General features: G+C 48.6%; 12 protein-coding genes. 4 read left to right on the top strand and 8 right to left on the bottom strand.

From position 1 onward, the window contains the following. Positions 1 to 4: 4 nt before the first annotated feature. A complete protein-coding gene (locus LU633_RS07285) occupies positions 5 to 1,105 on the bottom strand; it encodes a hypothetical protein (RefSeq protein ID WP_040465654.1) in 1,101 nt (366 codons plus the stop codon). Positions 1,106 to 2,156: 1,051 nt separating this feature from the next. Between LU633_RS07285 and sseA the strand changes: the two genes are divergently transcribed. Then, entirely contained in the window at positions 2,157 to 3,005 is an 849-nt protein-coding gene (gene sseA / locus LU633_RS07280; RefSeq protein WP_016191578.1) for a 3-mercaptopyruvate sulfurtransferase, read from the top strand. Positions 3,006 to 3,106: 101 nt separating this feature from the next. Here sseA and sseB read toward each other — a convergent pair whose 3' ends face one another. The 5 genes from sseB to trmJ all read right to left on the bottom strand — a co-directional run bounded on the left by sseB (position 3,107) and on the right by trmJ (position 8,045). Continuing rightward, a complete protein-coding gene (sseB, locus tag LU633_RS07275; protein ID WP_016191579.1) occupies positions 3,107 to 3,886 on the bottom strand; it encodes an enhanced serine sensitivity protein SseB in 780 nt (259 codons plus the stop codon). Between the two features lie 73 nt (positions 3,887 to 3,959). Further along, positions 3,960 to 5,243, bottom strand: coding sequence for an aminopeptidase PepB (gene pepB / locus LU633_RS07270; protein WP_016191580.1), 1,284 nt, complete (start codon positions 5,241 to 5,243; stop codon positions 3,960 to 3,962). Between the two features lie 156 nt (positions 5,244 to 5,399). Further along, positions 5,400 to 6,554 carry an IscS subfamily cysteine desulfurase gene (locus LU633_RS07265; RefSeq protein ID WP_016191581.1) on the bottom strand — a complete coding sequence of 385 codons (1,155 nt, stop codon included), beginning with the start codon at positions 6,552 to 6,554 and terminating at the stop codon, positions 5,400 to 5,402. A gap of 100 nt (positions 6,555 to 6,654) precedes the next feature. Beyond that, positions 6,655 to 7,152 carry a Fe-S cluster assembly transcriptional regulator IscR gene (gene iscR, locus LU633_RS07260; protein WP_016191582.1) on the bottom strand — a complete coding sequence of 166 codons (498 nt, stop codon included), beginning with the start codon at positions 7,150 to 7,152 and terminating at the stop codon, positions 6,655 to 6,657. 164 nt (positions 7,153 to 7,316) lie between these two features. Then, on the bottom strand, positions 7,317 to 8,045 hold the full coding sequence (gene trmJ / locus LU633_RS07255) for a tRNA (cytosine(32)/uridine(32)-2'-O)-methyltransferase TrmJ (RefSeq protein ID WP_016191583.1): 729 nt from the start codon (positions 8,043 to 8,045) through the stop codon (positions 7,317 to 7,319). Between the two features lie 119 nt (positions 8,046 to 8,164). Between trmJ and suhB the strand changes: the two genes are divergently transcribed. Continuing rightward, positions 8,165 to 8,968 (top strand): inositol-1-monophosphatase, encoded by an 804-nt coding sequence (gene suhB / locus LU633_RS07250; RefSeq protein ID WP_016191584.1) that lies wholly within the window; start codon positions 8,165 to 8,167, stop codon positions 8,966 to 8,968. A gap of 48 nt (positions 8,969 to 9,016) precedes the next feature. Here suhB and LU633_RS07245 read toward each other — a convergent pair whose 3' ends face one another. Next, positions 9,017 to 10,012 (bottom strand): nickel/cobalt transporter, encoded by a 996-nt coding sequence (locus LU633_RS07245; protein WP_016191585.1) that lies wholly within the window; start codon positions 10,010 to 10,012, stop codon positions 9,017 to 9,019. After that, positions 10,003 to 10,611, bottom strand: coding sequence for a DUF1007 family protein (locus LU633_RS07240; RefSeq protein ID WP_040465666.1), 609 nt, complete (start codon positions 10,609 to 10,611; stop codon positions 10,003 to 10,005). The genes LU633_RS07245 and LU633_RS07240 overlap by 10 nt, the downstream gene beginning before the upstream one ends. A gap of 166 nt (positions 10,612 to 10,777) precedes the next feature. Between LU633_RS07240 and LU633_RS07235 the strand changes: the two genes are divergently transcribed. Together LU633_RS07235 and LU633_RS07230 are read left to right on the top strand one after the other, a co-directional pair. Beyond that, positions 10,778 to 11,143, top strand: a complete 366-nt coding sequence (locus tag LU633_RS07235; RefSeq protein ID WP_232426879.1) for a hypothetical protein — start codon at positions 10,778 to 10,780, stop codon at positions 11,141 to 11,143. Between the two features lie 107 nt (positions 11,144 to 11,250). Further along, complete coding sequence (locus LU633_RS07230; RefSeq protein ID WP_051124386.1) at positions 11,251 to 11,823, top strand: PRD domain-containing protein; 573 nt, start codon at positions 11,251 to 11,253, stop codon at positions 11,821 to 11,823. Positions 11,824 to 11,898: the final 75 nt, after the last annotated feature.

The raw sequence follows: 11,898 nt of genomic DNA, 5'->3' as shown, positions 1-11,898 counted from the left end.
GATGCTATTTCTTTGATAAAGGTTCCTGGTACAGCGGAATTTCTCGCTTCACACCATCATTCCTTAAAACTTCGATAACATATTTGTCTTTGCCATTCATTTTTGCATTATAATAACGACCATAAAGCTCTACCTGCTTATTACCTTCAACAAAATCGATCTCAATACTTTCTTCTTTCGGAGTATCTTCATAATGCCATGAGAGGGTTTCCTCATTCAGGAAGACATTTTTACCCAGTTGTTCTACTTTATTATTTTCAACTTTGTACGTAGAATAAATATTCTTCTTTTCAGTGGGTTTTAAGTAAATAAATGTATCTATATCAGAATTATCATACTTCTCTCTATGCAACCTGATGAGAATCTCTGTCCTCACACCCGTTAAGGGATCCCGGCTGTAAAAAGCAGCCCTCTCTGGGACAGATAACGAATTTTTTAGCTCAACAGGTGTGACTTCATCACCCAACCTTTTATGTAAAATTATTTTTTCCTCTTCAGAGGTAAAGTCTGCCAGCATCGCTGCATAGTTTTTGCTTACGGAGAGATCGTTAATAGTGAACTTATTCGAATCTCTTAAATATTCCGTGTGCATAAAATCACTAATCAGCCTCGCTATTTCAGGACTTATACCAAACGTTATAAGCTCTCCAGATTTTTTATTCTTAGTCTCATCCTTTTCAGATGTCACTCCTCCATTATTTTTTTCAGTTACTAACAATAGAAACCTGCCTTCAACGTCACCATCAGCGTTAAGAAACTCCTTTTCGGAAAAACTGGTTATTTTTTCTGAACTATTATCAATTAACCCTGCAACAATATTTTCATCCAGTGCGTTACGCAATATAATCATTCCTCGCTCGGATGCAGAGAATTTAATAAATTCATCTTTAGATATAGTTCTTTTTTCTCCGTTTTCACCCACAGTAATTTCTAAAAAATCTTTTTTATCATCGTTCCAGTCATCCAACCCAAGGCCTTTTATTTCTGGTTTTTTGAACACTGAATGTAGGATTGGCTCATCGGCACTGATTATTCTTGTAATATATTCGAGATTAGCTCTGTCATCATTTTGTGAAAAACCATGATCTATAATTCTATTTACCAATTTATTTAAAATTTCTTTTTTTTGGTTATCATGATAAATAAATTTACTAAAAGGAAAATTGTTCAGAACTTCATTTTCATTTATTGTGACTGGTACAGCATCAACACCGAAAAAATTATTACCACCTGTAAAAATGCCTCTTTTTTTTCTTGATAATCCTTTTTCAACAGACTAGTTTCATCAGAAACATCTGCGTCCATTTTTATATTATTTTTTTTGATTTCATCTGTTTTTTCTTTTTTACTTCCTGTATTTTTTATTTTAGAAAAATCAGTTCTTTTTTTCCACCTCGTCGGTAAAGCGATTTACCTTTATAGCAGTGAAGATTATTCGAGTTATTGCTAATAACTTCGTTCGCATCCCCGTTCTCGCTCACACTTTTACACAGAGAATTACCTGTGAAATGACCAATTCGTTGAACAGAAGAATTTTGCGATGGGATCTTTAATACCCCATCACAAATAAACTTTACCGCACACACTGTATCCGGGATACATCTCAGAAAGATATTACTTAAACAATGCCTTTTTATATTACCACTGTGCAACCCAGGATTATTCTTGATATATTCGATCTGCTTAGTAAATAATTTTTTTTCATGTCTATAGTCAGACTGTGTTTTAATGGTTCTGTTATTTTTTAGTAGTAATTTTTCTTTATAGCTGCAATATTTAGATGACACTTTCGTTGGCGAACCCATAGTAAAATCTCCGTTAATTTTAGAAGATAAAAATATCAACATCACCCCATAAATCTTCATTTATATTAAATAGTTATATTTTTTTAACTTTCAAAAAACGATATTTTACTTCAAAAAAATACCTGACGAACATAACGTCAACATAAAAAAATCACTTTCTTTTCATACGAATAATCCGTTTTATTCCACAACATTTGATCTTCTTGCTCAGATTCTTACCCTTTATATTGATATGCCCCCTTGCGAAAGATAATGCCGTTTCTACCTTTAAATGATGAATGCCAGCGATGTCTTGTACTACCTGCCAGTATAGTTAACACTTTGTATACCAGCACAACCAACGAGGCCACGATGACCAACACCTTCTTTGTAACCGCCGACTGGCTGGCGAAACATTATTCTGATAATGACATTCAGATTATTGATGCGCGTATGTTACCGCCAGGTCAGGATCGGGGACGTGACATTCACGCCGAATATCTGAACCAACATTTACCCAATGCCCCTTTCTTTGATATTGAGGCGCTTTCCGATCATAGTTCGCCTTATCCCCATATGCTACCCCGTGCTGAATCTTTTGCCGTTGCCATGCGGCAACTTGGCATCAACAGTGACAGACATCTGGTGGTATATGATGAAGGGAATCTTTTTTCCGCCCCCCGCGCCTGGTGGATGCTGCGCCAATCTGGCACACAGCATGTTTCGATCCTCGCAGGTGGCCTGAAAGGCTGGAGAGAAGCAGGTTACCCGTTAGAAAAGGGGATCGTCACGCTGCCCGAAGGGGAGTTCAGCGCCAGTTTTGACCCTCATACAACGGTTAACGTTACGGATGTACTGCTGATTAGTCATGAAGGCAGTACGCAACTGGTCGATGCCAGAGCGGCGAACCGTTTCAGGGGAGAAGTGGATGAGCCACGACCCGGTTTACGACGTGGTCATATTCCCGGCAGCCATAATTTGCCCTGGAATGAGCTGGTGGAAAATGGTCAGTTAAAGCCAGCTGAGACGCTGAAAAAAATTTTTCAACAGCATTGCATCAATCCAGCTGAACCCACCGTGGCTAGCTGCGGTTCGGGCGTAACGGCAGCTGTTCTTATTTTGGCGCTCAATACGTTAGGCGCAAAAAATGTCAGGCTGTACGACGGTTCATGGGGAGAATGGGGTAGCCGCAACGATTTGCCCATCAGCCCCGGCGAATAACATGGTGATACATGATGAGCAGGGTGTCCACTTTTAATACCAGGAATTACCCTGCTCACCTCTTTTGTTAACGCATGTGTAAAATGATACTCAGCAAATCGTCAGGATTGAGCACCCGCTTTGAATTCGCGCAGAAAGCTTCCCCATTTGCGTTCATAAAAGGGGGTGATGTGCGCGGTAAAGAAATGACTGATACCCGCTTCACCCTCAGATACCTGGCAAAGATCAACCGGATCGTCACCGATAAGTGTGTCGGTTGCCACATTGCCTGCCGCCTGAATAATCGTGGCAATATCGCTGTCAGCTTCAATCCCAATCAACAGATTGGGTGCTTCTTCAGAAGATTCTTTAATATGCGCAATAAATGCCCGGCGAACCTGCTTATATTTTGTAAACAGACCGATAAGTGAATTGAGCATTTGTGTCGGCGGCTCGGTCACCCCGGAAAGCAGCAGCGCAGTTCCTCCTTCCAGCACGCGATGCTGAGTGAGGGCATTGCCATTATCAGTTAACAAATGTTGGATTTCTGCTGGCGTAAATTCTTTACCCGACGGCAGTTCCGGGTTAAGAAACAGAGTTTCCCCCTTTGTCATGGCGAACAGCGTTCGCACCGGTATGACCAGAAACGGCTGCTCATCACTGACAGCCTGCTCCATCGCACTGGCCGAGGTGAAAAAAGGAATAATGCGGCTACCATCCTCTTTCTTCCAGTGCCGTAAATTCACCGTTGCCGGATTTGAAACACGGTGCGCCTCGTCCAAACTTTCGCCGGGCACCCACACGCTGGCGTCCATCAGTAAAGTAAAAAACTCCGGGCGATGAGCGGGTTCCGTCGCCGCCAGTTTTAACACCTCTTCCAGACGCTGGTTATTTTGATTCATCAGATGGGTTCCGTCAGCGGCAAGAGCAAATATGCCGGATGCGATGATGCGTCCGGCATATTTGCAGTAAGAATTATTTCAGCAAGATATTGGCTACGGTGCGCACGCCCAGTCCGGTTGCTCCGGCAGCCCACTGGTCAACCGCACTTTTACGATAGGTCGCTGAACAATCGATGTGCAACCATCCCTGCTGATAGCGCTCAACAAAATAAGAAAGGAACGCTGCCGCAGAACTGGCCCCCGCCATATGAGAAGGTGCCGCAATATTATTGAGATCGGCAAAATTAGATGGCAGATGGTTTCGGTGGAACTCCGCCAGCGGCAAACGCCAGAAAGGCTCGTTCTCGCTGGCCGCACAACTTAACAAATCCTGCGCCAGTTTGTCGTCGAAGCTGAACAGTGCATGATAGTCATTGCCCAGCGCGGTTTTGGCAGCCCCGGTCAGGGTGGCGGCATCAATCAAAAGTTCTGGCCGCTGTTGACTGGCGTCAATCAGACCATCAGCCAAGACCAGGCGCCCTTCTGCATCGGTGTTCATCACTTCCACCGTTTTGCCATTGCGATAGCGAATGATGTCGCCGAGGCGGAACGCGTTGCCGCTCACCATATTGTCAGCGCAGCACAGGTAGAGCTTAACGCGCTTGTTCAGCCCGCGGCTGACGGCGAGTGCCAGTGCGCCAGCCAGTGTCGCTGCACCACCCATATCAGATTTCATCGAATCCATAGAACCGCTGGGCTTAAGACTATAACCACCGGTGTCAAATGTAATACCTTTACCCACCAGACAGGCGAAGACAGGCGAAGCCTCATCACCACTGGGGTTGTAATCCAGCACCAGTAACGCCGGGCTGCGTGTGGAGCCGCGACCAACCGTATGCAGCCCCATGTAGCCTTGCTCACGCAGATCTTCACCCTTGGTGATACGGTAACTGACTTTATCACCGCCAACCGCATTGAGCAGATCAACCGCACGTTGAGTCAATTGCTCAGGACTCAGTTCTTCTGCAGGAAGATTGATGGTGTCACGCACCCAGTTAATAATTTTGTAACGATGTTCGAACTCCGCCGCATCGGCTGCATCAAGCGTTGGCCATTCCACCTGGTTTTCGCCTTTAGGGCTGCGGAAACCCTGCCAAAATGCCCAGCTTTTTTCCAAATCCCATTCACCATTGAGGCTGACGTTACGGATCCCCTGACCATTAATTTTTCGCGCCGCGCGTTGAATAACGGCAAGTTCATCCTCACCCGTAAGATGAATGGTGAATCCACTGTCGTTGCTGGTAAGGATCGCTTTTTCTCCCCAGCGCGGATCGGCCGCTGCCGTTGACAGTGATATTTTCATTAGCGTCGTTGTCATCGCATGGCTCCTTATTCGTTTTTTATTTGTTCTGTAATCGCGGCCACTCTTGAAACGGCCGGACATTACAATAACGCGTTGTTTATTACCGTCCCGCTAAACCCGCCTGCCGACCGACCGACCGACCGGCATGATTATGCTGCAAAATTATTAAGGTTACATGTGGCCGCGAAGACGATTGACCGCATTTTTCACCGTTTTAATCGCAAAGTCGATCTCTTCTTCGGTGGTAAAGCGGCCGAGGGAAAAGCGCAGGGAACTGTGTGCTAACTCATCAGAAAGTCCCAGCGCACGCAGCACGTAGGAAGGGGCCATGCTGGCTGAGGTGCACGCAGAGCCGGAGGACACCGCCAAATCTTTCAGCGCCATCAACAGCGTTTCGCCCTCGAGAGCACCAAAGCTGACATTAAGAATGCCCGCTACGCCCTGCTCAAAGCTGCCGTTGAACGAGACATCATCAAGCTGGCTGATACCCTTCCACAGTTTAGTACGAAGTATGCTCAGGCGGGCCATTTCGTCCGCCATCTCTTCTTTTGCCAGACGATATGCCTCACCCATTCCGACAATCTGATGCACAGGAAGGGTGCCGGAACGCATGCCGCGCTCATGCCCCCCACCGTGAACCTGAGCATTGATGCGAACGGGCGGTCTGCGGCACACATAAAGACCACCAATGCCTTTCGGGCCATATACCTTATGAGCAGAAAAAGAGAGCAGATCGACCGGAAGCGTACTGACATCCACCGAGAGTTTTCCAACGCTCTGCGTCGCATCAACGTGAAAAAGAACAGCGCGAGCGCGGCACCGTTCACCGATAGCGGCAATATCCTGCACCACGCCAGTTTCATTATTTACGTGCATGATTGAAACCAGCACGGTGTCATCGCGAAAAGCAGCGTCAAGCTCTTTCAGGTCGATCAAACCATCCGGGCGGGGCGAAAGATAGGTAACGGTAAAACCTTCACGTTCCAGCTGCATACAACTGTCGAGTACCGCTTTATGCTCGGTCTCACAGGTGATGAGATGACGGCCTTTTTGCTGGTGCTGCCAGGCAGCGCCTTTGATAGCCAGGTTGTCGGATTCCGTCGCGCCGGAGGTAAAAACGATTTCTCGTGGATCGGCTCCAATCAGCGCTGCCACCTGATTACGGGCAATATCGACGGCTTCTTCAGCCTGCCAGCCATAGCGATGAGAGCGTGAAGCCGGATTGCCAAAGGTGCCATCCTGAGTGAGATACTGCATCATTTTTTCAGCGACCCGCTGGTCGGCTGGCGTGGTTGCTGCGTAATCGAGGTAAACAGGTACTTTCATTACTATTGAACTCCGTATATTAACGTCATTCAATACGGTACGTCGCTCCCGCCATTCAGCGGATGCGAGGAATGACGGGATTTGACCTCGCCTGAATGATTCAGGCGCGCAGATTGACGTTAATTGTTTCGTGCGTGCGGCCAGCCGACATGCGCACTTTTTCGGTATTATTCTGACGGTCTGCGACATCCAGAATTTCCTGGTTATTAACCAGCTCGGCCAGCGTGATGTTATTCAGGAAATCGCTGATGCGCTCACTGAGGTCGCGCCACAGAACATGAGTCAGACAGCGTTCTCCACCCTGACAACCTTCTTTACCCTGGCATTTTGTGGCGTCGACGGACTCATCGACGGCTGTGATCACTGCACCGACGGCAATCTCGTTCGACGCTTTACCCAACAGGTAACCACCACCCGGACCACGCACGCTGGCAACCAGGCCATTCTTGCGCAGGCGGGAAAAAAGCTGTTCCAGATAAGACAAGGAGATACCCTGACGTTCAGAAATATCAGCTAATGGCACCGGGCCTTCATGTGAGTGAAGTGCAACGTCAAGCATAGCGGTAACGGCATAGCGGCCTTTAGATGTCAGTCTCATGGCGTAAACAACCTCAGTTTTACCCTGTTAAGGGAATGCACAATAAAGATGGATGCAAGTCTGACATTCCTGAGTTTTTTAGTCAACTATTTAACCAAGTAATTTACTCAACTATTTATCCTGGTAATTTACTCAACTACTTTCCCTGCATCAGCCCCATTTGTTTACTTTTCACCCTTGGGCTTTTCCAGCGATGACAGCATGCCACGCAGGATATTCAGTTCATCACGCTCCGGGCGGGCACGGGTGTAAAGGCGTCGTATTTTACTCATGACCTGACCGGGGCTTCCCTCACGGATAAAACCACTGTGTATCATCACCTGCTCAAGGTGTTGATAAAAACGCTCCAGATCGTCCACCAACGGATAAGGTGAGTCTTCGTATTCCGGTTGCACCGTTTTTTGCGATTCAAGAAATGCCATGCGCACTTCATAGACAATAATCTGCACCGCCATCGCCAGATTTAACGAACTGTATTCGGGATTGGCGGCTATCGCCAGATGGTAATGGCACTTCTGCAGTTCTTCATTAGTCAGGCCTGCGCGCTCGCGTCCAAAAACCAATGCAACAGGAGCCTGTTGTCCTTCCTGCACGCTTTTTACACCGCATTCACGCGGATCGAGCATTGGCCACGGCAGCGAGCGGGAACGGGCGCTGGTGCCAACCACCAGACTACAGCCTTCCAGCGCCTGATCGAGTGTATCAACAATGTGGGCTTCACCGATGACATCGCTGGCACCGGCAGCCAGCGCTATGGCCTGAGAGTCAGGTTTAACAAGTGGATTAACCAGGTAAAGGTTGCTCAGGCCCATTGTTTTCATCGCACGCGCGACGGAGCCCATATTGCCGGTATGAGAGGTTTCAACCAGCACGATTCGGATGTTTTGCAGCATAGGTGTGTCAGGTCCGTGAGATAATTTAGCGATGCTAGCATATTTTCAGGACAATTGCCGTTCCTCCTGCTATAATGCGCGCCGTTTCCATGTTCTTTAACATCCAGTGAGAGAGACCGATGCACCCGATGCTCAACATTGCCGTGCGCGCTGTGCGCAAGGCCGGAAATTTAATTGCAAAAAGTTACGAAATCCAGGACGCGGTTGAAGCCAGCCAGAAAAGCAGCAACGACTTCGTTACCAATGTTGATCGCGACGCTGAACGCCTGATTATTGAGGTGATCCGTAAATCTTACCCGAAACACACCATTATCTCAGAAGAATGTGGTGAATTAGCGGGTGAAGACCAGGATGTGCAATGGGTTATCGATCCTCTGGATGGCACATCAAATTTTATCAAACGTCTCCCTCACTTCTCCGTTTCCATTGCAGTACGCATTAAAGGCCGCACGGAAGCCGCCGTAGTCTACGATCCGATGCGCAATGAATTATTTAGTGCAGTGCGCGGTCAGGGCGCTCAACTTAACGGCTACCGTTTACGCGGTAGCAACGCCCGCGATCTGGATGGGACGGTTCTTGCCACTGGCTTCCCGTTCAAGATGAAGCAGCATGCAGCACCCTATATCAACATCCTTGGCAAACTGTTTACTCAGTGTGCAGATTTTCGCCGTGGTGGCTCTGCTGCGCTGGATCTGGCTTACGTTGCCGCAGGGCGCGTGGACGGTTACTTTGAAGTTGGTCTGAAGCCCTGGGATTTCGCCGGCGGCGAACTACTGGTACGTGAGGCGGGTGGCCTGGTGACTGATTTCGTTGGCGGGCACGGTTACATGGTTTCCGGTAACATTATCGCTGGCAATCCTCGCGTGGTGAAATCTATGGTGGCGACCATGCGTGACGAACTCAGCGAAGCGCTGAAGCGCTGATCGTATCAGGTATTGCCCGCGCAGCACATTGCGCGGGCCGTCTTCCAATCAGAACAAAGGCCGGATCCCTCCTGACATCGCTGGCTGTGCAGTCAGCCAGAGCATTTCCCCTGTAGCCATCAGCACAAGCCCTCCGCTCAGAGAGAGGCACAACCAGCCCATTTTTTGCCAACGTGCGATCGGCGTATTCTGGCTTAATGTTAATGCAAGTGAACGGGAAACCTGCACCAGAAAGGCCATCGCGGAAACCGTTATTGCCGTACCCACCGCCATTGCCAGTGCGGAAAGCACTCCCCACAGATAAACACCAATTACTTTCGAAAACAGTAACATCATAATTGCGCCGGAACAGGGCCTCAGTCCCATCGACAGCACCACTATTGCTTTTGTCCTGCCACTCACTGCTTTATCAAGCATCGCGCTGTCCGGCACATGCTGCTGCCCACAACCACAGTCTGCGCTGTGATGATGTTCCAGCGGGATAATTTTATTCGCTGCCCTATTCTGCGGTGTTCGTAACAGACGCAGAATTTTGCGTAAGGCGCGCCAGCACAACCACCCGCCAAGAACAATAACCAGCAGGTAGCTTGCTTTCTCGAGCCAGAAGCTGCTGAGATGCAGCTGCCGCGATGACAGGCCCAGAATGCCCAGCATCACCGTTACCAGCGATATGGCTACTCCCCCCTGCACCACGGCAGCCGCAAGTGTGATTTGCAAACTGGTTTTGACTCTGGTTGGGTGCGTCGCCAGAAAAGTCGCGATGACAATTTTGCCATGACCCGGTCCTAGTGCATGCAGCACACCATAAATCAAACTAAATCCTGTCAGGGTCATTCCGGTCTGATGGGGATGCGTGGCAACCTGCTGTAGCAAAATCGTCATTTGCTGATTAAGTGAACGCTGCCACAGCGTGCTTTGCAGAAGAATCTGGGGCCAGTACAACCACACAGCCGCGCTCGCAGCCAGCAACACGGCTATGAGCACCATCAGAGGCCAGGCCTGCCACCAGCCAGCATTCTTTTTACGCGATGAGATTACTGACATACCAGCATCACCGTCTGCGCAAATTGCCGCCCCAAATCCATTTCCGCCGGTGGCGCATCCGCTTTATCCAGCGACAACGCATATGCTTTCATTGATTCATTGGGTTTAGGCGTGTGTAGCGTAAGCTGACAGCGCTGGGCAAGCTCAGGAGGGAGGTGAAGCGATTTTTCAGAATCGTAATACATATCCACAAAATAAGTCGGATCGAAAGTAGAAAACGTGTAGCGCTGACCAGCCAGCGGCTGCGGCTCACTCAATGGTAAAATAAATTCCAACACAGCTTTATGTCCTTCTCTGAAAAGTTGGTACTCCGGCGGAAAGTTATAAAATTTTACGGCTTTGCCTTCATGCCAGAATTCGCTGAAGTAGTGCTGTCCGAGAACATTGGCCATCACTTCTGCCGCCAGCTTTTTCCAGACTTCCGATCCAGGCTTTGCCTTACCCGCATCATAAAGCAGGTCGGCAGAGGTGATCTCATCCATTACCCAATGCATTTTCAGCCCGGTCAGCACGTTGTCTTTGTGTACAGGTGTGACCTGCATAGCAATAAAACTGTGAGGATGAGCCCACGTTAATGGTGCCGACAACAACAGCATCATGCCGAAAGCCAACCTGATAAATACGTTATAACATAACAAATCGTATTCCTTCCTGTTATCTGGAAAAATTCCGTGACCTATCTTAAAAGATGCGAATAAATCTGTTCTGTACGGAAATTTTCCGCGCCAGCCTCGCTATTCTTATGCTGTTTCTTATTGAGCTGGATTGCAGACGATAAGCTTAACCGCACCCGCCCCTTCTGCCTTTTCCACTCCGCAACGACAATGCCACCTGTTGTTACTGCTTTATCTTTCGGAAACCCCTGTCACCCTGATATCGCTCAGTCAGCTGAATCAGGTGGAACAGTCGATAACCCGGCAAGATATAACGGAGGTGGCCGCAGAAATCCAGCGCTATCATCGGCTCAGGCTCATTCCGGATGCGCAGGGCTACTACCGGATTGTCGGCGCGGAGTGGCATCACCGTTTGTGCCTGCTGCACTGGTTGCGGCGGGCGCTTCGCCTTGTGCCAGATTTTGTCCGGGATCATTTTGCACCCGCGGTGAAACAGCAGCTGGAAAACCAGGGGTAAGCAAGACATTTTACGACGGGCGCAATCTTGACGCGCTGGTAAGACATTGTGTTAACAGACTGACACGGAATTTCAGCAACCGCGACCACCAGTTTTTAACACTTTTTATGCAGCATTCGCTGGGTCGCCATGTCCGTACTGAATTTACTGCCGCACAGATCGCCTGGCTGTCATCGCGACCCGAGCAACGCGTCGCCCTTGAGATGGTGCGCCACTGGCAAAAACGTTGTGAAGTTGTACCGGATGACAGCGAAGTGATGCTGCTGGCGCTGATGTTCAGTCAGCTACATACCCCGTTATCAGAGCATGCCTGCCACCAGCATGGATATCGTTTACTGTCTGATATTAAGCAAATGGTCGTCCATTTCCAACAGCTTTCCGCCCTGCGCTTTAGTGATGAGCAGGGTTTGTGTGCACAACTCTACACCCATCTGATCCAGACGCCTGAACGCAGCCTGTGTACTATCGACATCGATAACAGCCTGGCTGAAGAGATGGTTCGGCTCTACCCCCGCCTGCTTCGTACAACCCGTGAAACCGTTCTGTATATTGAGGAAGGTTACAATCTCTGCCTGTTGCAGCAAGAGATCGCACTCATTGCCATTATCTTCGGTGCGTTGCTGGAACAGGAGATTGAGCAGCAGCTTCGGGAACTGACTTTGCTACCTCAAATATCTTGATGTGGAAATTTACCAGCGAGACAGTGCGCCGAAAGGGGTTTCCATGGTGATTTCACCCTACGCGGTGTCACCGCC

Origin of the sequence: Erwinia tracheiphila, assembly GCF_021365465.1 — a bacterium.
Classification (GTDB): domain Bacteria; phylum Pseudomonadota; class Gammaproteobacteria; order Enterobacterales; family Enterobacteriaceae; genus Erwinia; species Erwinia tracheiphila.
Note: the sequence above shows the minus strand (reverse complement) of the source record. Positions and strands in the feature narration are given on the sequence as shown.

Excerpts from the sequence above, each read along its gene's own strand:
- iscR (WP_016191582.1), bottom strand. The coding sequence starts at position 7,152 with ATGAGACTGACATCTAAAGGCCGCTATGCCGTTACCGCTATGCTTGAC.
- LU633_RS07240 (WP_040465666.1), bottom strand. The coding sequence starts at position 10,611 with ATGATGCTGTTGTTGTCGGCACCATTAACGTGGGCTCATCCTCACAGT.
- trmJ (WP_016191583.1), bottom strand. The coding sequence starts at position 8,045 with ATGCTGCAAAACATCCGAATCGTGCTGGTTGAAACCTCTCATACCGGC.
- pepB (WP_016191580.1), bottom strand. The coding sequence starts at position 5,243 with ATGACAACGACGCTAATGAAAATATCACTGTCAACGGCAGCGGCCGAT.
- suhB (WP_016191584.1), top strand. The coding sequence starts at position 8,165 with ATGCACCCGATGCTCAACATTGCCGTGCGCGCTGTGCGCAAGGCCGGA.
- sseA (WP_016191578.1), top strand. The coding sequence starts at position 2,157 with ATGACCAACACCTTCTTTGTAACCGCCGACTGGCTGGCGAAACATTAT.
- LU633_RS07245 (WP_016191585.1), bottom strand. The coding sequence starts at position 10,012 with ATGTCAGTAATCTCATCGCGTAAAAAGAATGCTGGCTGGTGGCAGGCC.
- sseB (WP_016191579.1), bottom strand. The coding sequence starts at position 3,886 with ATGAATCAAAATAACCAGCGTCTGGAAGAGGTGTTAAAACTGGCGGCG.
- LU633_RS07265 (WP_016191581.1), bottom strand. The coding sequence starts at position 6,554 with ATGAAAGTACCTGTTTACCTCGATTACGCAGCAACCACGCCAGCCGAC.
- LU633_RS07230 (WP_051124386.1), top strand. The coding sequence starts at position 11,251 with ATGCAGCATTCGCTGGGTCGCCATGTCCGTACTGAATTTACTGCCGCA.